The sequence below is a fragment of the uncultured Tessaracoccus sp. genome, assembly GCF_947286155.1.
GTDB lineage: Bacteria > Actinomycetota > Actinomycetes > Propionibacteriales > Propionibacteriaceae > Arachnia.
Map to the genome: position 1 here is coordinate 14,452 of NZ_CAMYPD010000010.1, position 21,775 is coordinate 36,226.

Here is a 21,775-nt window from a genome sequence, read left to right on the forward strand (position 1 = left end):
GCTACTCCTTAGACTGAGCTTCGTCAGCGTCGGCAATTTCCGGAAGCGTGAACGGAATCACCGTGCCAGGAGCGATGGGTTGTTCCCCACGGCGCACGACGAGGTTGGCAAAGAACTCTTCCAAGGTAATGGTGGCGTCCTCGTTCTCCGGCTCGGTGGCCGCCTGACCAAATACGACGCCGCGAAGTACCCACGACGGACCCTCCGCAAGCCAGGTGCGCGTGATCTGCACGCCTTTCCGGCCGTCCTGAGTTTCAACGGGTACCGCGCGCCTGATTTCAGTGCCGAACGGACCCTTCGACATGGAGATACGGGTGCCTTGCTGTTGGCTGGCAGCCGCGATGAGCTCCCGACGAATCTCTGGCACGTAGGCGCTGCGCAGGGGTGCGCCGAATAGGGCAACCTCGATGGCGGAATGCTCATCTTGCACGATGATGGCCTGCGGCACCTGCTGATTGTTGACCGAGATTTGCATCTTCATCCCGGGGAATGGGGTCACAACGATGCAACCCAGGTCGAGGCGCTTGACGTCGTCCGCGTGGAGATCCACCTCGTCGATGTCGAAGGGGCCGTCCTCGCGGTCGAACTCGTCGTCCCACGCGAGCCACTGCGCTTCGTGCTTCTCCATGGCCTGGCGGGCCTTGGCCTCATCATCTGTAGCTTCGGGCTGGGTGTGCGCGTCGTCGTCTGCGGGAAGTTCTTCCTCGACATCGACGACGCGCTCCTCGGCCTTCTGGGCACTCTGGCGCTTCTTGCGTCCAAAAATCACTTACGCTCCACTCAACAGTTGGCTTCCACCACTAGAACCATAGCCACCGGCTCCGCGCTCAGTGGCATCCAGTTCGTGCACTTCGACGAAATTGGCCGTCACAAACGGGACAATCACCAGTTGTGCGATGCGCTCACCCCGTCTGATCTGGATGTCGTCGTGACGATCCAGGTTCACCAGGCATACCTTAATCTCCCCCCGGTATCCCGCGTCAATGATGCCCGGAGCGTTCACGATACTGAGCCCCACCTTGGCAGCCAAGCCCGAGCGAGGCGTTACCATGCCGACAGTGCCTTCCGACAGCGCGATCTGTACACCGGTGCCAACCAGCCGCCGCTCGCCTGGGGCCAGGCGCGCATCCTCGTTGGCTCGCAAGTCTGCGCCTGCATCGCCAGGATGGGCGTACGTGGGGGCTGGGCCAACAACAGGAATGTCCATTAGAGCTCCTTCACAGCCTCGACCGCGGAGACGAGCTCGGCGGGGCGACGGGTGGAGATGAGCCACGCTGGGTGCGGATCTGCCGGGTCATCAATCAACACTCGCACCTTCTGCCGCACATACGGCCTAGTCAGCATGAAGCTGCGCTCGTCAGTGTCAGCGCGCACATCCCCGTCGACGACCTCAGCTCCAGCGATGTACGGCGCCTCAAGAAGGTGACGCCCTACGGCCAGACCGCGCTCGTCGACCTTGATATCCAGCGAGAAACCGAGAATCCCAAGCACCACCACAAGCGTCGACAGCACTGCAAGCGTGATGACCAGCCAGAGTTCAACAAAGACGAATACCGCCAGGATGACGGATGCGACGAGGCCCACGCCGAGGAGCCACCACAGCCAGGGGGCACGGAGACGTTCTTGGTAGGTCACGTCGGCAAATCTACCCTGAGTCGGTAATAATGGATCACAGGAGGACCACCATGAAGCTGACCGAAAAGGTAATTTGGAATGTCTACTCGGGCATTCTTGGCGCGCTCGCCACATTTATTGCCCAGAAACTGATCACGATGGCGTGGCAGGCGTCCACTGGCGAAGAGCCGCCGGACCCGAACGACCCCGAGACTCCTGGGTTTCAGGCAATTGTCTGGGCTGCTGCGAGCGGCGTCGGCGTCGGCGTGACACAGATCATGATGAACCGCTTCGTGCAGCGCCGCTGGTGGTCAAACACTGGCCACGGCGCCCCTGGCAATCGACGTAACCTGCTCGACGCCGCAGTAAAGAACAAGAACAAAAAGAAGAAGTAAGGGCCTCAACACCCTGGGTGCCGATCTGCGTCGGCTGTGACTGATTTCACTCAGTCACAGTCGACGCAGAACTGTTCTTCGCCCCGTGTTTCTGCCAGCTGGCTGCGCGATTTCACGAGATAGCAGGATGCGCAGGTGAACTCATCCTGCTGACGAGGCAACACCCGAACCGTCAGTTCCTCGTGCGAAAGGTCCGCGCCGGGCAGCTCGAACGACTCGGCCGCCTCAACCTCATCTTCGTCGACTTTGCCGGAGTTCTGGTCGTTGCGACGAGACTTCAACTCCTCGAGGGAGTCTTCTTGCATCTCCTCATCCGTCTTGCGAGGAGCATCGTAATCCGTTGCCATTGCAGTCCTTACCGTTGTAATAGTTCGCGCATATTGATACCACACCTCGCCAAGGCGTACGAAGACGGTCCCGGCGATCTACACATTCGCTGGTAGATTGGCCCGGAAAGGTTCGACCCCCGAGGAATCCAACGATGAACAGTGCACTGTCCCCCCGCGAGATCCAGGCCCGCATTCGCGGTGGAGAATCCGTCGGCGACGTCGCGCGCGATGCCGGGGTTGATGTCTCCGATATCGAGGGATTTGCAGGCCCTGTTCTCGCCGAACGCGAGTTCATGGTCACCAACGCCTTGAAATCCACCATTCGCCGCCGTGGAGAGCAATCCCATCGCCGCCTAGGCGAGCTGGTGAGTGAACGCCTCCAGCAGCGAGGACTCGATGCTGACGCCATCGTGTGGGATGCATGGCGCCAGGAAGATCTGCGCTGGCGGGTCGTCGGCATTCTCGGCGACGACGCTGGCACCCGCACCGCGGAGTTCCTCTTCGACCACAAGCGCCGCTTCAGCGTCGCGGACAATGCCGATGCGCGTTGGATGATCGGCGAACAGCTGCCTGACGCCGCCGGACAAGACGAGAACACCGTCGATTTCAACGACGAGCTGGCCCTGCTTCGCGCCACCCGTGAGGAAGAGCAGCAGGCACCCGCATCCCCTGGCGACGACGTCCCGGTTGCTGATGCGATGCACGATGGCCATGAAGACACGTCCTCACTCGATGAGCTCTACGACATGCTGAGCGGCATCTCCGAAGATTCAGTGCGCATCTACACCGGATTGAGCGAGCTCGACGCTGCAGACGAGCAGCAGGAGGCAACCGACGTCGAGGCGGCCGTTCCTACCGAGCAGGAGCCTCGTGTTGAAGATGCGGAGCCCGAATCCGCCCCGGAGCAGTCGTCAACTGAGCGACCGGCTGATACCCAGCCGAGCGTCGCGGAGCCCGTGCAAGATTCGCTGGTAGATGAGCCGGAAGGCGACGCTCCGAAGCCCAAGGAAAAGAAGCCTCGCAAGCGCCGTGGGCGCGCCCATGTGCCCAGTTGGGATGAGATCATGTTTGGCGGTCCGCGGAGCTAGCGCCGCCGGGACATTACGTCCAGGCGTCGTTGTCGAACGGCAGCGGGTCGGGAGACAGCGTGGCTTGCGCCATCGCTTTCGTCACCTTGCGACGGTGGTGCAGCCTGCACAGCACCTCGTATCGAATTGTCTGCTCTCCCCCGTCTGCGGTATCGCCGACCTCGACCTGCGAGCCTTCCGTCACCATCTTTCCGTCGACGGTGCGGGCATTGTGGGTGCCCTTGTTACCACACCAGCACAGGGGCCCCAGTGGCAGCGTCTCCATCCGGTCAGCGAGCTCAACCAAGCGCTGTGATCCGGGAAATAGCCGAGTGCGGAAATCCGCCAGAATGCCGAACGCGTACACATCAATCTGCAATTCGTCGACGATGCGCGCGAGCTCATCGATCTGCTCAGCCGTGTAGAACTGGGCCTCGTCACAGATGAGGTAGTCGACCCGTTTGGCGTGCGTGAGCTCCCGGATCACGAACGCCCAAAAGTTGAACTCGTCGTCCACCTCGAGTGCCTCCAACGACAGCCCAAGCCTCGAGGTTACTGCAGGTCTGCCGGAGCGGTCTTGCCGGGTGAAGAGCCTGCCCTGGCGGCCGTGCTGCGACTGTGTGAAATGCATCTGCAGCGCGAGCGTCGACTTGCCGCAATCCATCGGACCGGTGTGGAACACGAGCTCAGCCACCGCGCCTCCCTCGTTCAATTGCCGTGCGATACACCTCGACATAGCGTTGCGCCATCGACTCTGGCGTGAGGCCTTCCACCACGCGGGCAACGTTCGCGCGCAGCGCCGAGCGGGTGTCCGGTTCTGCCAGGCGGCGCATCCCCTCAGCGAGCGAGACCGCGTCGGGGCGTACCAGCAGGCTCGACTCGGGGCTCACACCAATGGTCAGCCGATCGTCGCAATACAGCACGGGCAGGCCCGCGAGCCCGGCTTCGAGCAACACCATGGCCTGCACGTCGAAGCGATATGAGGCGAGTACAAGCGCGTCGGCTTCGGCATACTCCTTGGCGATGTCGGCTCGGCTGTTCAGCTGTCCACGGAAGCTCACGCCCGGCCCGGCCAGACGTTCAAGACGTTTGCGCTGGTCGCCGTCGCCCACGAACACGAGTTCGGCCCCGGGGATGCGCGCGTGATTGAACGCTTTCACCAGCACGTCGAGGCGCTTCTCTCGGGACAGTCGTCCGACGCTCAAGAACCGCACGCTCACGTCACCGCGGTCCGTCTGAGCGGCCGGCACGGGTTTGATCGTGGCTTTACGACAGGCGTTCGGAATCTGCACTCCGCCAATGGGCTGCCCGACGGCGTTCTCAATGTTGGCGAGCATGTATGCGGCGGGGCTCGTCACCTCGTCGACGTGCGCGGCAATCCAGCCGAGCGAGCGCCAGTCCAGCCGCGAGAAGTAGTTGTTGTTGTCGGGTTCCGGGGTGGCCGGTGGCAGCGACGGGTAGAACCTCGGCGAGCGCCCCGACGCCATGGCCAGCACTCGCGTCACTAGAAACTCGTAGCTCAATGATCCCCACATCGCGGAGAACGGCAGCGTGGCGTGCGTGCCTGCGATGTTGGCGTGGAAGGTGTGCACGTGAGGCACGCCCTGATTACGGGCGATCCGGGCGCCAAGCACCACGGCTCCGCGTTCGGTTTGGGAATGCACGACGTCGAATTGCTGCCGGATCTTGCGTGCTGCCCAGCGAGACGAGTGCAGCACGTTCAGATGCGCGGGAAGCCCGTCGATATGGTGCGACTTGCACGCGATCGTGCGGCATTGCTCAGGAACACTCAAGTACTTGGCAGGGGCCAACAACGTGACGTCGTGGCCCAGTTCGGTGAGGGCCTCGATCTGGGTTTGCACCGAGCGTGCGATGCCGCCCGACGCTGGGAAGAAGTCGTCGAGGAGCAGGGCAATTCGCAGGGGCTTCATCGTGTTCCTCCTCGTGACAACAGCGGCACCACCATTTCGGCGTGCGTGAGTGAGCCATGCATACCGACCAAGCTGAACTCGTCGGGGAATCGGGTACTCATCACGGCCCAATCGTCTCGCATGGCGACGAGGACGTCACCAATGCGTTCGCGAGTGGTGGGAGTGACGTGAGAACCGAACCATCCAGAAGCGATGGCTTCCTCACGCAGCACCACGTGCGCCCGCTTCCCCAGGAATTCCTGCCAGGCGTCCGCCAAGCGTTGGGGCTCGTCGGTATAGAGCTGGCGGAAGCGCCCTTCGCCGGCGATCGTATGAAAGCCTTCCAGGCACGGCTCCTGCTCAGCGACGACTCTGCGGTGCGGCGGGACGGTGATCATGCCGTGGTCGCCAGTCACAAGCACGCACACGTCGTCGCTGGCCAGGGTCACGATGCCCGCGACGAGATCGTCGACGGTCTCGAGCTCCTGCAGCCACTGCCATGATCCTGGCCCCGAGGTGTGTCCGGCGTGGTCGAGTAGACGCTGGTAGCAGTACACGACGTCGTGGGTGGCCAGCGCCAGTTCCACGAGCGCGACGGTGCCATCCACGTCGGATTCGTCCTCCGGCCTGGGGTGCAGCGCCGTGCCACCGAAGGCCAGCTGGGTGAGCGCGCTGCCGTCGAAGCGTCCGAGCGTCACTGCTGCGCTGGCTGTGCCGTTCTCGGCGAGCTGTTGAAAGATCGTGGGTTCCTGCCGGAAGAGCTCTACATCTGCTTGCCCGTGTTCCCAGGTGAGCGCGTTCACCACCGCCATGACCTGCGGGTCGTAGAAGGTATATCCGACGACGCCGTGCCTGCCGGGAGGGCGCCCGGTGCCGAGGCTCGTGAGCGAACAAGCCGTCGTGGACGGCACGGAGCATGTGAGCACCTGCTCGTCGAGCGACAGCAGGCGCTCCGCGTGGTCGCCCCATTGATGCATCACGTCGAGACCGAGCCCGTCAACCATCACGATGACGTACTTGCTCGCGCGTGGCACGCCAATGATCGGGGTCTCGCCCTTCAGGCGAGCGGCGACGCTCGGTAGCACGTTGCACAGCGCGCCAGCGTCGTAGCGGGGCAGCACGAACTCGTCGGTCACCGCACTGCCGCCTGTAGCAGACTTCCGAATTCGACGAGTTTCTGCATGCTCGCAACCCCGTCTGCGTCTCGGCTCATGCGTACCACGTAGTCGTCGGCGGCGTCTACGCCGGTGTAGCCGTGGTCGGCTTCGCACGTCGGGTTATCGCAGGCGGCAGGCCCGACGTCGATGCGCCGGGTGGCTCCCCAAATGACGGTGAGCCAGGCTTCCGCCAGGTCGGGGCGCGGGGAGGCCGGGTCTGCGACGGATTGGGTGCAAATGACGGAGTCGATGGCAGAGAGTTTCACCACTTCGGTCGAGACGATGGCTCGCCCAAACTCACCCTCATCGGCATGGCAGATGATGAAGGCTCCATCTACCAGCACCAAGACCGTCAAGTGGCGGTGAGCCTCGCTGCCCGCGAACGTCGCCTCATGATGCACCAGGTGCGCAGCGACCCGACGTTCACCCACCGCCCCGGCAATAGCCCGGCAAATAATGGTTGGGTAGAAGCCGCAATCGGCCACCTCCACGAGGAGACGGTCTGGCAGTGTTGCGATGGGATCGGGGCTGAAACTCACCGCCCCATCATAGGCACCTTCGACGCCAGCGTGCGCCAGGCAGTAGGTTGGACGCATGCGTAACCGCCCCTTCATCGGCGCCCGGTTGGAAGACCGCCTCAACAAGATGCTCAACTCCGTCATGCGAAGGCGCGGGTGGCAAGAGGCAATCCGCCCCTATTTGGGATACGGCTCGAGCAGCATGATCCGAGTGTTGGCACGCATCGTGCTGGTCCCCCCGAAAGATCTCGGCATCGTCCAAGCCGCCAACGCTGTGCTGTACCGCCGAGGCTGGCGCAACTTCATCGCGCTGAGCAAGGTGGACGCTCGCGCCACGATCCACGTCGGCGATGTGGCTATCCCCGTGTACGCCGATCGCGGCGGCTACATCGACGTGCGCATCGACAATCCCGGGCTCGAACCCGGCTGGCATACTGTCACCATCGAGGGCTCCGACGGCGCCTCCGCACTCACGCAGGTACACATCGTGGGCGATGACGTGACGTTCGGGATCGTCTCGGACATCGACGACACGATCATCTCGACGTGGCTTCCCCGCCTCATGCTCGCCGCCTGGAACTCGTTCGTCTTGACGGAACAGGCCCGGCAGGCGGTGCCTGGCATGGCTCGCTGGTACCAACAGCTGCTTGCCGCGCACCCGGGCTCGCCCATCATTTATGTGTCGACCGGCGCATTCAACACGTTCCCCATGATTCGCCGCTTTCAACAACGCCATGGGCTGCCCGTCGGCCCAATGCTGCTCACCGACTGGGGGCCGACGAACACGGGATGGTTCCGCAGCGGCACGGACCACAAGCGCTCTGCCCTGCGAGAGCTTGCCCGCGATCTGCCCAATGTTCGCTGGCTGCTCGTAGGCGACGACGGACAGCACGATCCAGACTTGTACGGCGAGTTTGCCGAACTGCAACCGGCCCACGTTCTGGCTCGCGCAATCCGTGAGCTCGCGCCCGGCGAGGCCGTGTTGGCACACGGCATCCGCCTCGAAGGCCCCGAAACACGTTGGAATCAACACACCGCCCCGGAGTTTCGTGCCCCCGACGGTGACGGTCTCGCGGATAAGCTGAGGCAGTTGGACATCATCGACTTCTAGGAGGCCACCGTGGCGAAGGCTGACGACGACATCCTCGACGAGGAACAAATCGTCGATATCGACGTCACCGCCGAGATGGAAGCGAGCTTCCTCGAGTACGCGTATTCGGTGATTTACTCCCGCGCTCTGCCCGACGCCCGCGACGGGTTGAAGCCGGTGCAGCGCCGCATTCTGTTCTCCATGGGAGAGATGGGCATCACCCCCGACAAGGGGCACGTGAAATGCGCCCGCGTCGTCGGGCAAGTGATGGGATCGCTGCACCCCCACGGTGACGGCGCCATCTACGATGCGCTCGTTCGCCTGGCGCAGCCGTGGACGATGCGGCTTCCACTCGTCGACGGTCACGGTAACTTCGGGTCGCTCGATGCTGGCCCCGCCGCCATGCGGTACACCGAATGCCGCATGGACCCACCGGCGCTCGCGATGACGCAGAGCATCGACGAGTCCACCGTCGATTTTCGTCCCAACTACGACGGCAAAGAGTCCGAGCCGGAGGTGCTGCCGTCGGCCATCCCGAATCTGCTGGTCAATGGCGCGTCGGGTATCGCTGTCGGCATGGCTACCAACATTGCCCCCCACAACCTCGTCGAAGTGGTCGGCGCGATTCGTCAGCTCGTGCGCGACCCGGAAGTGTCCCTCGACGAGCTCATGCAACATATCCCTGGCCCGGACTTCCCCGCCGGCGGCAAGATCGTCGGCCTCGACGGAGTTCGCGACGCCTATGCCACCGGTCGCGGCAGCGTGAAGGTGCGCGCCACCACCCGCATTGAGAAGGTGGGCCCGCGGCGCCAGGGCATCGTCGTTACGGAACTGCCGTACATGGTGGGCCCCGAGCGCATCATCGAGCAGATTAAGAAAGCTGTCAGTGCCAAGAAGCTCACCGGCATCCATGACGTCAAGGATCTGAGCGACTTGGAGCGTGGCACTCGCCTGGTGATCGAGGTCAAGAACGGCATCAACCCTGAGGGCCTGCTCGAACAGCTCTACAGGCAGACCAAGCTGCAAGATACTTTCGCCATCAACAGCGTCGCGCTCGTGGACGGTCAGCCGCGCACGATGACGCTGAAAGAGATGCTCGAGGTGTACCTCGAGCATCGGCGCCAGGTGATCGATCGCCGCACGGCATACCGGCTTGGCAAGGCGGAAGACCGCCTGCACCTGGTCGAGGGGCTCATGATCGCCATCCTCGACATCGACGATGTGATCGCCATCATCCGCAGTTCCGACGATGTCGCTGAGGCCCGCGAGCGTCTCATGGGCGCCTTCGAGCTGACGGAGCCGCAGGCGAACTACATCCTCGAGATGCAGCTGCGCCGCCTCACTAAGTTCTCGACGCTCGAACTCGAGAAGGAAGCGAAGGATCTGCGGGCCAAGATCACGCAGCTGCAAGCCATTCTGGACGATCCGAAGGAGCGCGACCGGGTGCTCCTGGGTGAGCTCGATGAGATCGCCAAGGAGTACGGCACTCCGCGGCGTACGGTGCTGTTGGCCGGGGCGGGCACGTCGTCGACGGCTGCCACCCCGCTCGAGATTGAAAACGTGCCCTGCCGCGTCCTGCTGAGCGGTTCCGGGCTGATTGCCCGCGTTGATGCCGTCGATTTGCCGAGCGCGACGGGGCGTGCGGCGCACGACGTGATCGTCTCATCATGCGTCACCACGGCCAAGGGCCAGTTCGGCGTGATTACGAACACCGGGCGATGCATCCGTGCGGAGGCGATCGAACTCCCCACCGTCCCCGTCTCGACGCAGGCCCCCAACCTGCAGGGCGGCTCCCCCGTCGGCGAGCTGTGGCAGCTCGACAAGGGCGAGCGCATCTTGGGCGTGGTGTCGCTGGCAGACGACTCGCCCGGCATCGCACTCGGCACTCGCGACGGCGTGGTGAAGCGGGTGCGCCCCGACTACCTCGCGAGGGATTCGTGGGAGGTGATCCGGCTCGCGGACGGCGACGAGGTAGTTGGCGCGCAGGAGCTCGTCGACGAACACTGCAACCTGGCGTTCATCACCTCCGACGCCCAGCTCCTCCATTTCAAGGCCGACCTGGTGCGCCCACAGGGACGCACCGGCGGCGGCGTCGCGGGAATCAAGTTGGGTAGGGGTGCGTCGGTGATCTGGTTTGGGTTGGCCGACCCAGACGTCGACGAAGTGGTGACCGTCTCGGGCTCGTCGGGCTCGCTGCCGGGTACTGAGGCGGGCTCCGCAAAAATCACGCCGCTCGCCGAGTACCCAACGAAGGGCCGCGGTACCGGTGGCGTGCGTTGTCACCGCTTCTTGAAGGGCGAGGACGCGTTGATCGCAGCTGGCATCGGCACAGCCCCGATGATGGCAACTGCAGCGTCGGGCAGCCCCGTCGAATTGCCGGAAGGCCATGCCCGACGCGACGGCTCAGGCACGCCGCTTGCTCAACCCGTCGTCGAAATTGCGGGACGCCTGTCCACCCAGACCGAAAAGGAGTAGCCTCCATCAGGTGAGTTTTGATGACCTGATGGAAGCCAACCGTCGCTACGCCGAGTCGTTCCCCCACGCTGATTTCGATGGCATAGCAAGGGCGGGTGTGCTCATGCTCACCTGCATGGACTCGCGTATCGACCCGCTCGACGTGATCGGGCTCACACACGGCGATGCCAAGATCCTGCGCTCCCCTGGCGGGATTCTGAGCGAGACCATGCTGCAGGGCTGCATCCTGGGTGTGCACCTGCTGGGCGTCGAGCGCATCCTCGTCATGCCGCACACGAAGTGCGCCATGGCCTCCGGCACCGACGCCAACATCCGCGAACTCATCACGCAGCGCAGCGGACTCGACACCACGTGGGTCAGCTTCGGCGCAAGCCCCGACCAGCTCACGCGCCTGAAGGCCGACGTGGCCACCTTGCGCAACCATCCGTTGCTCAAGGATCATGTCGAGGTGGGCGGTTTCATGTACGACGTCGACAACGGCCTCCTCGAGCAGCTCCTGTAGTACTCGCTGGGTTTCGATACGCGAGCTTCGCTCGCTACTCAACCATCGGGCCCTTGTTTTCGACCATCGAGTAGCCCGAAGGCACCTCAGATGATTGAGCCGCGGGCCCAGCCCGCGAGTCGAAATCATCCTGCGCGGGCTACGGAGGCGTACGGAGATGTTTCAGTGTCAGATGTTGGTTCGTGTTCGAGCAAACTTCTGACACTGAAGACGTTCTGGTGGTTTCGATACGCCCGCTCCGCGGGCTACTCAACCACCGGCGCGACGACATCCATCGCCCTTCCATAACGTTTCGGGAACATGCCGGGCCTGCCTCCCAGCAGGTCAAAATGTTCAGGTACAGTACTTATTGCTTTCAATCAGGAGCAACTGCACTCTCAAAGAGGAGATCCCTTCATGAGTATGAAACATCGAAGCCCCTGGGTGGTTGGCTGCACAGTGGCCACTGCGCTGGCGTTGAGCCTCACCGCATGCGGCGGTGACGGAGGTAGCGAAGGCACCAAGCCTGGCGAGAACGGCAGCGCCTCAGCCGCGCAGCCTAAGAAGCCAGGGGAGAAGATCGAACTCGATTTCATGCACCGCCTTCCCGATGGTGAGGGCATGACACCGGTGTCGGAGATCGTGGAGAAGTGGAACAAGGAACACCCCGACATCCAGGTGAAATCCACCAAGTTCGACAGCAAGGCAGCCGAGATGATCGTGCGCCTCGAGTCCGACTTCAAGGCCGGCAACGCCCCCTGCATCGCGTTCACGGGCTATGCCGAGGTGCCGGAGCTCTATGTGAAGGGCATGTTGGCCGATGTCACCCAGGAAGCCGAAAAATACAAGGGCAACTACACCGAGGGCGCATACAATCTCATGAGCGTGGGCGGCACCATGACTGGCCTGCCCCAGGACGTCGGCCCGCTGGTGTACTTCTACAACGAAGACGCCTTCAAGGAACTCGGCATCGACGTTCCCACCGACCTTGCAGGCTTCCAGGAAGCTGCCGCCAAGGCGAAGGAGAAGGGCAAGTACATCTCTGCCTTCACTCCTGATGAAGCCCAGAACTGGCTCTCCGCACAGTCCGCGGCGGCCGGTGACTCGTGGTTCTCGGCAGACAACGACCAGTGGGTAGTCTCGGCGAACGGAGATGGCTCCAAGGCTGTCGCTGATTTCTGGCAGAAGATGCTCGACGACAAGACCACGCTGGTCACTCAGCGCTGGGGCGATGGCTTCACTAAGGCCCTCGTAGACGGCCAGCTCATCGGCCACATCGGTGCAGCATGGGAGGCCGGCTTCATCCTTGACCCCCTCGACGGCACTGAGCATGAAGGCAAGTGGCGCGTCGCACAGCTGATGGACTTTGGCGCAGGCAACGTCACCGGCCCCGACGGCGGCTCCGGACTCAGCGTCATGAAGGACTGCAAGTACCCGGCCGAGGCTATGGAGTTCATTGACTGGTTCAACACCCAGACCGATGATCTGGCTACTCAGGGGATCGTGTCCGCGAGCACCAATACCGTGGAGACCCCGGAGAAGATGAAGAAGCAGTTCGGCGGCCAGGATGTGCTGGCTGAAATGAAGACCGCATCGGAGAACCTCGCAATCGACTTCGGTTACGCCCCCGGCTTCTCCACACTGTCCACCATGAACCAGGTCGCCGACGAGGTGGGTGCTGGTACGAAGAAGATGACGGACATCTTCGACACCGCCCAGAAGACGGGCGTGGACACTCTGAAGAACCTTGGCCTGCCTGTCAAGGAAGGCTAATTCCCCCTTCGGTTGGGCGTGAGGCAGACACCCGCCTCGCGCCCAACCCCTCATTGAGGACATCCCTATGAGTTCCAACTCCGTAACGCAGCCACGGCGCCAACGTCGTCGTATGAGCAGAATTCGCCGCTCCGAAATCATCGCGGGCTGGGGTTTCATGGCCCCGTTTGCAATCTTGTTCGCGTTCGTGCTGCTGATTCCTATGATCACGGCGATCCGGTCGTCGCTGTATCGCATGGAGTCCACTGGTGGCGGGCTCTTCGGCGGCGGCGAGATGACTGAGAAGTTCGTTGGGTTGGCCAATCTGCAGTGGGCCGCGACGAACGAGGCGTTCTGGACGGGAATCGCTCGGGTGGGTGCCTATGCGCTCTTCCAGATTCCGGTGATGACCCTCGGCGCGATGCTCCTCGCACTGCTACTCGACTCGATTGTGATCCGTCGCCCCGGCTTCTTTCGCATCTCGTACTTCCTGCCCTTCGCGATTCCAGGCATCGTGGCAGCAATGCTCTGGCTCTATCTCTACACGCCGGAGCTTTCCCCGATCATGCGCTACCTGCCGTCGTGGGTGAATTTCATGGCGCCTGACGTCATCTTGGCGTCTATGGCCAACATGACGACGTGGACGTACACCGGCTACAACATGCTGATCTTCCTGGCGGCGCTACAAGCCATCCCCCACGAGCTCTACGAGGCAGCCCGCATCGACGGCGCCAAGGAATGGCAGATCGCCACGCGGATCAAGATTCCGATCATGGGCAACGCCATTCTGCTCTCGGTGCTCATGTCGATCATCGGCACGGTCCAGCTGTTCAATGAACCCGTCGTCATGGAAACGGTGAACCCGTGGATGGGCAAGGCGTATACACCCATGATGATGGCCTACAACACTATGACGGGTGGCCTTTCCCCGTCGGGTAACGGCCATGCCTCTGCGCTCTCCGTGATGATGGCAGCGGTAGCGGGCGTGATGGCCTTCGTCTACTGGAGCGTGCAACGGAAGGTGACGAAGTGACTACCTCAACCATGCCTAAGCGCACCTCGAAGCGCCACGACATTCCCCCTGCGCTGCGTCCGACGCCGAGCGCCAAGACGATCACCTGGATCATCCTCGTTTTCGCGGCCCTGTACTTCCTTCTGCCCGTGGTCTGGCTCGTGATGGCCGCCACCAAGACCAACAACGATTTGGCGACGTCGTTCGGCTTCTGGTTCGCCGACTTCAACTTGGCCCGCAACTACGAGAGCCTCCTGTCGTGGACCGGCGGCATGTTCTGGCGGTGGGTCGGAAACTCCATCTTCTATTCCCTGTCGGCGGCTACGCTGGGCTGCCTTATCTCCGTCATGGCGGGCTACTCGGTGACGAAGTTCCGCTACCCCGGCCGTCGCATCATGATGGGCACCATCTCCGCCGGGCTGCTCATCCCCGTCTCGATCCTCACGATCCCGATGTACACCGTCTTCCACGGCTTGGGGCTCACCGACACCGTGTGGGCGATCATCATCCCCTGCTCTGTGCTCCCGTTCGGCGTGTTCCTCGGTATGGTGTATGCGGAAGCTTCCGTTCCCGACGAGCTCCTCGAGGCCGCGCGCCTCGACGGTTTGAGCGAGTTCCGCATCTTCTTCACGATCGTTCTGCGCCTCCTGGCACCTGCCATGGTGACGATCTTCCTGTTCATCTTCGTGAACACGTGGAACAACTTCATGTTGCCGTTGATGATGATCTCCAAGCCTGAGCTGAAGCCGGTCACCCTGGGCCTCTACGGCATGATGAGCTACTTCGCACCCGACAAGGGCGCAGTGATGCTGGGTGCACTGCTCGGCGTCGTGCCGCTCATCATCTTGTTCCTGACGCTGCAGCGGTACTGGCAGGCAGGACTCGCCGCCGGCGCAGTGAAGGGCTGATTGCATGACCACAGACGAGGCCCTCGCCACCCTCACCCTCGCGGAGAAGGTGGCCCTCCTGACCGGTGCGGACTACTGGCATACCAAGGCCTTCCCCGGCGCCGGCGTCGACGCCATCATGCTCACCGATGGCCCGCACGGCTTGCGGAAACAGGCTGACGCCACAGACCATCTCGGCCTCAATGCCGCACGCCCCGCCACGTGCTTCCCCACCCCCGCATCGCTCGCGTCGACATGGGACGAAGAGCTCGTCGAGGAAGTGGGAGCGGCGTTGGGTGCCGAAGCTGCGCATGAGGAGGTGAGCGTGGTGCTCGGCCCGGGGGCAAACATCAAACGTGACCCCCGGTGTGGACGCAACTTCGAGTACTACTCCGAAGACCCGCTGCTCTCGGGGCGCATCGCTGCTGCGATGATTCGAGGCATCCAGTCGCGTGGCGTTGCTGCCTGCCTCAAGCACTTCGCTGCCAACAACCAGGAAACAGACCGGCTTCGCATCAGCGCCGACGTGGATGATCGCGCGCTGCGGGAAATCTATCTCGCGTCCTTCGAGGAAGCCATCGCGGGCGGCCATCCGCGGTGCGTGATGAGCTCTTACAACCGCGTCAACGGCACCTACACGGGCGAGAGCCGTGAACTCCTCACTGACGTGCTGCGCGGCGAGTGGGGATTCGACGGTGTCGTGGTCTCCGACTGGGGTGCCGTCTTCGATCGCGTCGCCACGCTGCGCGCGGGGCTCGACTTAGAGATGCCCTACAGCGGTGGCCACACCGAACAGGAAGTGTTCGACGCGGTCGAACGGGGTGAGCTGGACGCGTCGGTCGTCGATGAGTCGGCCCGACGCATGCTGGAACTCATCGCGGCAGTCGCGCATACTGATGCGACGCAGCCCGTGGATTTCGACGCCCACCACCACCTGGGGCGGCGCGCCGCGGCAGCTGGCTGCGTGCTGTTGCGTAACGAGCCTATGCACGACGGTTCCCCCTTGCTCCCCCTGCGGGCAGGGCAGAACCTCGCCATCATCGGAGAGTTTGCGCGCACCCCGCGTTACCAAGGTGCCGGAGCGGCCCAGGTGACCCCACGACAGGTCTCGAACATCCTCGATACCCTCGAGGCACGTCGCATTCCCGCGGTGTTCGCACCCGGCTACCGTATCGATCAACAGCCCGACGAAGCCCTCGTCGCCGAGGCCGTCGCCGTCGCGGAAGGCGCCGACGTGGCCGTGCTGTTCCTCGGCTTAACGCCGTCCGCCGAGTCGGAAGGCTACGACCGGAGCACGCTCGATCTGCCCGCCGATCAACTCACGCTGCTCGAGGCCGTCGCCGCAGTGAACCCCAGGGTAGTGGTGGTGCTCGCCAACGGCAGCGTCGTGACGGTCAACGCTTGGCGCGCACTGGCACCGAGCATCCTCGAAGCTTGGCTGGGCGGACAAGCCATGGCGGAAGGCGTCGTTGATGTGCTGTTCGGTGACGTGTGCCCGTCGGGCAAACTCACCGAGACGATCCCTGAGCGTCTCCAGGACTCACCTTCGTACTTGTCGTTCCCCGGGGAGCTCGGGCATTCCCGCTACGCCGAGGGCGTGTTCGTGGGCTATCGCGGCCACGATTACCACGACAACCCGGTGGCCTACCCATTCGGATTCGGGCTGAGCTACACCAGCTTCGACGTAGAGCTGCTGGACGTGCACGTCGAGGGCGCTGGCAGCGCCACCGAAGGACGCTTACTCGTGCGCGTCACCAACACCGGCCCCGTCCGGGGCGCCGAGGTGGTGCAGCTGTACGTGGGCGAGGTATCCACGACGGTGGCTTGTCCGCCTAAGCAACTGCGGGCCTTCGCGAAGGTGGAGCTCAACCCGGGCGAAGCGCGTATCGTCGAGCTGCCGCTGCGCGGCCGTGGCTTCGCATTCTGGCATTCGCCGCTCCAGCGCTGGGGGGTTGAAGGCGGCGACGTCAAGCTCCTTGTGGGCACGAGCTCGCGCCACATCGTGGCGAGCGCGACGGTGACCCTCACCGGCGACGATCTCCGCCAGCCGCTGACACCCATGTCCACCATCGGAGAGCTGATGGCGAACCCCGTGATCGGCGACGAGATCCGCAAGGTGATCGAAGCGCAGCCCGCGCAGTTCCAGGCTCAAGCGCCCGACATTCCTGCGATCACCTTCGTCGATTTCAACATCTTTGATCTTGATCGAGCCGGCCTCACCGAACTACTCGATCGCGCTAATGCCGGGCTTGAACGCTAGCTAGTGCGGCGGGTGGACGAGGCGTCGCCGGCGGCTCCTCGTTCATCTGTCGTTCACTCGTTCGTCACCATCACGACCCCGGCATCCGGTATCAATGCACTGTGGGTGTAATGTATCGACGCGCGCTTCGCGCCATCTCGGTTGTCGGCCTGGTACTTGCGCTGCTCCTCGGCAGCGGGTGCTCCCTGCCAAAGGACGAGTCCAAGACCCTCCGTATCGTCGCCGGGTCTGAGCAAAAGTCCGTACTCGAGCAAGTGGTCGACCCCTGGTGCAAGAACAAGGGTTACCACTGCGAGTGGACGTTGCTGGGCTCCGTGGATCAGGCTCGGCTGCTGCAATCGGGTTCCGAGGACTACGACGCCTATTGGTTTGCGTCGAGCGTGTTCGCGCAGCTCGGTAACAGCGACGGCAAGCTGATCGACTTGGAGCCTATGTTCATCACTCCGATCGTCTTCGCAGGCAAGAAACCCGCAATGGAGAAGCTGGGGTTCGCAGGACGCACCGACGTCGACATCGAAGAGATCCTCGAGGCTGTCGAAGGCAAGAAAATGAAGGTGTGGACCACCAACCCGACACAGTCCAATTCCGGCGCGACAACGCTGTTTGCTTTCCTCAACCATTTCGCTGGCAACGGGCCTGGCCAACCCCTCACTATGGAACAGCTCGATTCGAAGCCGGTCGATCAAGGCATCAAACGATTTGTGCAGGCTATGGACCGCACGCCACCCTCGACGGGCACCATGATGAGCGAGTGCGTGAGCTCCGATGAGTGCGAAACGCTGTTCACCTACGAGGCACTCGTCATCGAGCACAACAAGCAGCGCGCTGGCGACGATCAGTTCAGACTGGTCTACCCGAAGGGCTCCCTGGCCATCAGCGACGCGCCGCTCGGCTTCCTTCCCGTCGGCGACAAGAAGGAAGATAAGCGCACCATCTTCACCGAGCTGCAGCAGTACCTCCGCACCGATGACGACGCGCTGCAGAAAATCCGTGACCTCGGCCGCCGCCCAGCAGACTCGATCGGGCTGACGCTGGACAACCCGGACACGTCCGTGTTCAATCCCGACTGGGGCATCCAAACCGACATCCAGGAGCAGGGCATCTCCTACCCAGCGTCGTCAGTCATCGAGGCAGCACTGGATCGCTACCACACGCGCTACCGCCAGCCGGTGAACACCTACTATTGCCTCGATGGTTCCGGCTCTATGAGCGGGGAACCTTGGGAGGGCGTCCAGAATGCGGCGCACGAAATCTTTGACGTCGAGCGTGCTCGGATTAACCTGCTGCAGACTGGTCCCGACGATCGAACGTCGGTAACAGTCTTCAATGAGGGAATCAAGGCCGGGCCGTTCACCGTCGATGGTAACGACCCGTCGGCGCTGAAGCAGCTCGAGCAGGATGTCCGCACCACCCCTCCGGGTGGTGGCACCAACCTCTACCAGTGCGTCGACCTGGCGGTGAACGACATCAAGGACGACTCCCGCAAGAAGTTGATCGTCGTGATGAGCGATGGCGTATCCGATGGCGAGAACCAGGCCACGCTCACCGCTGCGAACAAGGCGGGGATCCCCATCGTCGCAATCGCGTTTGGTGATGCCGACGAGCGTCAGCTCCAAGCCCTTGCCACTTCCACGGGTGGCGCCTACGTCGACTCCGACGATCTGGTCAAGGCTCTGCGTGAGGCTGCTGGGTACAAGTGATCCGCCGTTACGCAACCCCCATCGCGCTGGCGAGTGCCATCGTCATTTACTTCACGCTCTTCCTGCTGTTGGGCAATTCCGACGTACTCCTGCGCATCGCTGCTCCCGCCGCGTTGGCGGCGATGGGTGCGATAGGTGTGAAATTCATGCTGTCCCGGGACCAGGCCCAGATTGAGGACGACAACTACCGCGACGATGCCAAGGCGCTCGCGTCGAAGGTCAAGCGCGACATGGCGGAAACGGCTTCGATGGCTGGTGACATCACCGACGCTGAGATCCAGTCGGCACTCAGACGCGCCAGTCGTACCGTCCCCGAGATGCTCTCCCGCGTCGAGGAGGACCAGCCCAACTCGCTGTATTCGTCGGCGTCCAAGTTCGACGGGCACGTGGCGAGCCTCAAGGGGGTTGTCGAGTCGTACATCGACATCACGAGACATCCCGACTATTACAAGAACTCCTCGATCCTGCTCGAGCAGGGTAAGCAGGCGATCCTGCGATTCGACGAGTTCACCATCGAGACCATGCAATTGTTGACCCAGGGCGACATGGCGGAGTACCAGGCCAATCTGGATACCGTCGCGCCACCCGCGATTCCTAAATTGGAGGGGTAGATGAAGGGTCGCTTCATCATTGGACTGATCGCTGTCATTGCTGTGCTGGCAGGCGGAACCTGGCTGGTCGTCAACCAGAATTCCGGTCCTCAGCCGGTGACGATCAACTGTGTGGGCGGATCGGAGAAGTCCGATCTGATGCGAGACCCCGACGTCGTCAAGATCCTCGACAAGAAGTACAACATCACGGTCAAGTGGACCTCGATGGGATCCTACGATCAGGTGCTGCTCAGCAAGGACGAGATTGAGTCGCGCGGGTTCAACTGCCTGTGGCCATCAAGCGCTTCAGCACGAAACGTATTCGAGGCCACGCATGGCGGTGAATTCTCCGACTACCGAGCAGAGACTGTGCTGCAGTCTCCTGAGGTCATCTACGCCGGCCCGCAGGGCACCGAGGCGCTGACGAAAGCGGGTCTTGTCACCGAGCAAGACAAACACCACGTCCTCGATTTCAAGGCGCTGCTGAACGAGCACATCGTGCCCAAGAAACAGTGGCAGGAGCTCCATGCTGGCAAGCTCCGTGGCCCCATCAACGTGTCTTCTACTGACCCGGTGAAGTCCAACTCGGGCTTCACACTGGCGCAGTTGGAACTCACGATGCTCGCCTCCGCAGATCCGTACCAGTCACCATCGATCGCCGAAGCGCGGGCCGCATTGCCGACGATGCGCCAGATCTACGACGCGCAGGGCCTGCAGGCTACGTCGTCGGACAACGGATTCCGTCAATGGCTCACACAAGGCGGCGAATTCTCCGCACCCCTCTATGCCGGCTACGAAAGCCAGAACATCCAGCAGATGACGGTGGGCGGCAACGCCGAGAGACTCATGAAGAACGTCACCATGCTGTACCCGGATCCAACGGTCTACTCCGACCATCCGATCCTGGCGATCAACAGCGATGCCCAACGCCTCATCGAGGCGATGAAGGACGAGGAAATCCAGAAGCTCGCATGGACTAAGTACGGCTTCCGGTCGTCGGTAAACGCCGCCTACAACGACATGTCCGTCTTCGAAACACTGCCGCTCGCCGAGCAGTTCATCACCGTCCCTGCCCCCAATTCGGAAGTCACCCTCGCGCTGCTGGACTGCCTCCGCGACCGCAACGCTTGCCAGTGAAGGAGCACACCATGACCGACAACCCGTACGCCGACGCCGAGCCCACCGACGCCCTCGCCATCGACTTCTCTGCGATCACCGGCGGCAGCGCACCCGCAAAGGGCACAGCCGACACCATGCTGGCCGAAGCCGCCCACGAGATCGCGCAGGCCCCGTCGCGCGAACTGGAGGTCTCACCCGACGAAGCACGGCTACCTGGTCAGGGAGCCGGTGAGTTCTCGTGCATGACGATGCTGAGCCCTGCCCAGCAGCAACAGGCGCAGGAGGCTGCCGTGCAGCTCATGCCGAAGATGCTCGACAATACCCAGCTGTTGAGCGATTTCGGCAACCAGGCTCTCGAAGGCGTCAACATGCAGGTGGCGCGCATCTTCAAGGAGATTGGCCCCGTCGAGATCCCCGAGCTGACCAACATGATGCAGCAGATCAACGATTCGATGCGCTCGTTCCGCAAGACGTATGATCCGACGATCCCTCAGGTGCGCGACGCATTCAACCGGTTCATGGATTCGGTCCGGGGTATCTTTCAGCGCGGTCGCGACATCGTCGAGATGCTGTTCGAAGAGGCCCAGACCGTTGAGAAGCAGCTCGACCGGATCGCGGGCGAGCTGACCACCCGCCAGCGGGAGATGCGCCGCAATGTGGTGCTGTGCGATGAGCTCTACAAGGCCAACGAAGAGGCCATCAGCCAGCTCATCGGCACCGTCGCCGTCATGGAGGGTGTGCGCGATCAGGCCGTCGCTGCGCTCGATCAGGCCGTGATCAGCCCCGATGACCCCAACCATCGCGAGATCGAAGAGCAGCGTTCTCGGCTGTCCGAGTTCGTCTCCGCCATGGAGGTGCGGATCAACGAGTTCCAGCAGCGGTTGTTCGTCGCATGGTCGACGAGCCCACAGGTGCGCAACACCCGCTCACTGCACTACGGACTCGGCCAGCGGCTGGCGCTTATGGTCAACCTCACCATTCCGACGATGAAGCTCACCATCGCGCAGTGGGGTTTGCTCATGCAGGCCGAACAGGCGGCGAAGATGCAGCAGGTGGTGGCCGATGGTGCCAACGAGGTGCTCACCGCCTACGCGCAGGCTTCAGGGAGAGCGGCTGGCGAAATCTCAAAGACCATCCAGACCCCGACGCTACGCCCAGAGACCATCCTCGAGGTGGCGGTATCGCTCGACGATCAGGCAGAGTCGATGATCCAGGCCCTCGAGTACGGGCGCGGCGCCCGACAGGAGGTCGTCGACGCACTGCTCACGGCGCAGGCGTCGATCTCGCAGTCGTCGAACAAGCTCTCCAACGCGGTAGTCGAGCTGACGAGGCGCGCCGACGAGCCGCTCGAGCTGCCCGCCATCCCCGACATTCCGGTGGCCATCACCGCGCAGGCGGGGCAAGTCATGCGCTGAGGCG

The 21,775-nt window shown here is 62.8% G+C and carries 21 protein-coding genes; 13 read left to right on the plus strand and 8 right to left on the minus strand.

Annotated features, from left to right (window positions below):
- Window position 1 precedes the first annotated feature (1 nt).
- From Q0X68_RS04030 to Q0X68_RS04040, 3 genes are read right to left on the minus strand one after another with little or no spacing between them, the layout of a single operon-like run.
- The gene (locus Q0X68_RS04030) at window positions 2-769 is read right to left on the minus strand and encodes a DUF3710 domain-containing protein (protein ID WP_297747921.1); all 768 of its coding nucleotides are present in this window, start codon (window positions 767-769) and stop codon (window positions 2-4) included.
- The gene (dut, locus tag Q0X68_RS04035) at window positions 770-1,207 is read right to left on the minus strand and encodes a dUTP diphosphatase (RefSeq protein WP_297747923.1); all 438 of its coding nucleotides are present in this window, start codon (window positions 1,205-1,207) and stop codon (window positions 770-772) included.
- Window positions 1,207-1,635 carry a DUF3093 domain-containing protein gene (locus Q0X68_RS04040; RefSeq protein WP_297747926.1) on the minus strand — a complete coding sequence of 143 codons (429 nt, stop codon included), beginning with the start codon at window positions 1,633-1,635 and terminating at the stop codon, window positions 1,207-1,209. Before Q0X68_RS04040 ends, dut begins: the two co-directional genes overlap by 1 nt.
- Window positions 1,636-1,685: 50 nt before the next feature.
- On the opposite strand from Q0X68_RS04040, the gene Q0X68_RS04045 reads away from it, so the two are divergent.
- Complete coding sequence (locus Q0X68_RS04045; protein WP_297747929.1) at window positions 1,686-2,009, plus strand: DUF4235 domain-containing protein; 324 nt, start codon at window positions 1,686-1,688, stop codon at window positions 2,007-2,009.
- Between the two features lie 50 nt (window positions 2,010-2,059).
- Here the strand turns inward: Q0X68_RS04045 and Q0X68_RS04050 are convergent, their stop codons facing one another.
- A complete protein-coding gene (locus Q0X68_RS04050) occupies window positions 2,060-2,356 on the minus strand; it encodes a DUF4193 domain-containing protein (protein WP_297747932.1) in 297 nt (98 codons plus the stop codon).
- A gap of 89 nt (window positions 2,357-2,445) precedes the next feature.
- Between Q0X68_RS04050 and sepH the strand changes: the two genes are divergently transcribed.
- Window positions 2,446-3,426: a septation protein SepH gene (sepH, locus tag Q0X68_RS04055; protein WP_366127700.1), complete on the plus strand. Its 981-nt coding sequence runs from the start codon at window positions 2,446-2,448 to the stop codon at window positions 3,424-3,426.
- Window positions 3,427-3,439: 13 nt separating this feature from the next.
- Here the strand turns inward: sepH and Q0X68_RS04060 are convergent, their stop codons facing one another.
- From Q0X68_RS04060 to Q0X68_RS04075, 4 genes are read right to left on the minus strand one after another with little or no spacing between them, the layout of a single operon-like run.
- Window positions 3,440-4,099, minus strand: coding sequence for a thymidine kinase (locus Q0X68_RS04060; protein ID WP_297747939.1), 660 nt, complete (start codon window positions 4,097-4,099; stop codon window positions 3,440-3,442).
- Window positions 4,092-5,336, minus strand: a complete 1,245-nt coding sequence (locus Q0X68_RS04065; protein ID WP_297747942.1) for a glycosyltransferase — start codon at window positions 5,334-5,336, stop codon at window positions 4,092-4,094. The genes Q0X68_RS04060 and Q0X68_RS04065 overlap by 8 nt, the downstream gene beginning before the upstream one ends.
- Entirely contained in the window at window positions 5,333-6,451 is a 1,119-nt protein-coding gene (locus tag Q0X68_RS04070; protein ID WP_297747945.1) for an alkaline phosphatase family protein, read from the minus strand. The genes Q0X68_RS04065 and Q0X68_RS04070 overlap by 4 nt, the downstream gene beginning before the upstream one ends.
- Window positions 6,448-7,068 carry a DUF5998 family protein gene (locus Q0X68_RS04075; RefSeq protein WP_297747947.1) on the minus strand — a complete coding sequence of 207 codons (621 nt, stop codon included), beginning with the start codon at window positions 7,066-7,068 and terminating at the stop codon, window positions 6,448-6,450. Before Q0X68_RS04075 ends, Q0X68_RS04070 begins: the two co-directional genes overlap by 4 nt.
- Here Q0X68_RS04075 and Q0X68_RS04080 point away from each other — a divergent pair.
- From Q0X68_RS04080 to Q0X68_RS04130, 11 genes are all read left to right on the plus strand, one after another.
- Entirely contained in the window at window positions 7,067-8,101 is a 1,035-nt protein-coding gene (locus Q0X68_RS04080) for an App1 family protein (RefSeq protein WP_297747950.1), read from the plus strand. The genes Q0X68_RS04075 and Q0X68_RS04080 overlap by 2 nt on opposite strands.
- Window positions 8,102-8,110: 9 nt before the next feature.
- Window positions 8,111-10,555, plus strand: a complete 2,445-nt coding sequence (locus Q0X68_RS04085) for a DNA topoisomerase (ATP-hydrolyzing) subunit A (protein ID WP_297747953.1) — start codon at window positions 8,111-8,113, stop codon at window positions 10,553-10,555.
- 10 nt (window positions 10,556-10,565) lie between these two features.
- Window positions 10,566-11,057 carry a carbonic anhydrase gene (locus tag Q0X68_RS04090; RefSeq protein WP_297747956.1) on the plus strand — a complete coding sequence of 164 codons (492 nt, stop codon included), beginning with the start codon at window positions 10,566-10,568 and terminating at the stop codon, window positions 11,055-11,057.
- Window positions 11,058-11,453: 396 nt separating this feature from the next.
- The gene (locus Q0X68_RS04095) at window positions 11,454-12,809 is read left to right on the plus strand and encodes an ABC transporter substrate-binding protein (protein ID WP_297747959.1); all 1,356 of its coding nucleotides are present in this window, start codon (window positions 11,454-11,456) and stop codon (window positions 12,807-12,809) included.
- Between the two features lie 112 nt (window positions 12,810-12,921).
- The gene (locus tag Q0X68_RS04100; protein ID WP_297747962.1) at window positions 12,922-13,821 is read left to right on the plus strand and encodes a carbohydrate ABC transporter permease; all 900 of its coding nucleotides are present in this window, start codon (window positions 12,922-12,924) and stop codon (window positions 13,819-13,821) included.
- Between the two features lie 11 nt (window positions 13,822-13,832).
- A complete protein-coding gene (locus tag Q0X68_RS04105; RefSeq protein ID WP_366127702.1) occupies window positions 13,833-14,708 on the plus strand; it encodes a carbohydrate ABC transporter permease in 876 nt (291 codons plus the stop codon).
- Between the two features lie 4 nt (window positions 14,709-14,712).
- Window positions 14,713-16,947 carry a glycoside hydrolase family 3 C-terminal domain-containing protein gene (locus Q0X68_RS04110; protein ID WP_297747965.1) on the plus strand — a complete coding sequence of 745 codons (2,235 nt, stop codon included), beginning with the start codon at window positions 14,713-14,715 and terminating at the stop codon, window positions 16,945-16,947.
- Window positions 16,948-17,057: 110 nt separating this feature from the next.
- A complete protein-coding gene (locus tag Q0X68_RS04115; protein ID WP_297747968.1) occupies window positions 17,058-18,647 on the plus strand; it encodes a VWA domain-containing protein in 1,590 nt (529 codons plus the stop codon).
- Entirely contained in the window at window positions 18,644-19,258 is a 615-nt protein-coding gene (locus tag Q0X68_RS04120; RefSeq protein WP_297747971.1) for a hypothetical protein, read from the plus strand. The genes Q0X68_RS04115 and Q0X68_RS04120 overlap by 4 nt, the downstream gene beginning before the upstream one ends.
- Entirely contained in the window at window positions 19,259-20,374 is a 1,116-nt protein-coding gene (locus Q0X68_RS04125) for a hypothetical protein (RefSeq protein ID WP_297747975.1), read from the plus strand.
- 11 nt (window positions 20,375-20,385) lie between these two features.
- Window positions 20,386-21,771 (plus strand): toxic anion resistance protein, encoded by a 1,386-nt coding sequence (locus tag Q0X68_RS04130; RefSeq protein ID WP_297747978.1) that lies wholly within the window; start codon window positions 20,386-20,388, stop codon window positions 21,769-21,771.
- The last annotated feature ends 4 nt before the right edge of the window (window positions 21,772-21,775 follow it).

What these genes read in the sequence shown, in the direction of transcription:
- Q0X68_RS04075 (WP_297747947.1), bottom strand. Translation starts at nt 7,068, where the DNA reads ATGCGTCCAACCTACTGCCTGGCGCACGCTGGCGTCGAAGGTGCCTAT.
- Q0X68_RS04065 (WP_297747942.1), bottom strand. Translation starts at nt 5,336, where the DNA reads ATGAAGCCCCTGCGAATTGCCCTGCTCCTCGACGACTTCTTCCCAGCG.
- Q0X68_RS04125 (WP_297747975.1), top strand. Translation starts at nt 19,259, where the DNA reads ATGAAGGGTCGCTTCATCATTGGACTGATCGCTGTCATTGCTGTGCTG.
- Q0X68_RS04095 (WP_297747959.1), top strand. Translation starts at nt 11,454, where the DNA reads ATGAGTATGAAACATCGAAGCCCCTGGGTGGTTGGCTGCACAGTGGCC.
- Q0X68_RS04100 (WP_297747962.1), top strand. Translation starts at nt 12,922, where the DNA reads ATGAGCAGAATTCGCCGCTCCGAAATCATCGCGGGCTGGGGTTTCATG.
- Q0X68_RS04130 (WP_297747978.1), top strand. Translation starts at nt 20,386, where the DNA reads ATGACCGACAACCCGTACGCCGACGCCGAGCCCACCGACGCCCTCGCC.
- Q0X68_RS04115 (WP_297747968.1), top strand. Translation starts at nt 17,058, where the DNA reads ATGTATCGACGCGCGCTTCGCGCCATCTCGGTTGTCGGCCTGGTACTT.
- Q0X68_RS04050 (WP_297747932.1), bottom strand. Translation starts at nt 2,356, where the DNA reads ATGGCAACGGATTACGATGCTCCTCGCAAGACGGATGAGGAGATGCAA.
- Q0X68_RS04105 (WP_366127702.1), top strand. Translation starts at nt 13,833, where the DNA reads ATGCCTAAGCGCACCTCGAAGCGCCACGACATTCCCCCTGCGCTGCGT.
- Q0X68_RS04110 (WP_297747965.1), top strand. Translation starts at nt 14,713, where the DNA reads ATGACCACAGACGAGGCCCTCGCCACCCTCACCCTCGCGGAGAAGGTG.
- dut (WP_297747923.1), bottom strand. Translation starts at nt 1,207, where the DNA reads ATGGACATTCCTGTTGTTGGCCCAGCCCCCACGTACGCCCATCCTGGC.
- Q0X68_RS04080 (WP_297747950.1), top strand. Translation starts at nt 7,067, where the DNA reads ATGCGTAACCGCCCCTTCATCGGCGCCCGGTTGGAAGACCGCCTCAAC.
- Q0X68_RS04045 (WP_297747929.1), top strand. Translation starts at nt 1,686, where the DNA reads ATGAAGCTGACCGAAAAGGTAATTTGGAATGTCTACTCGGGCATTCTT.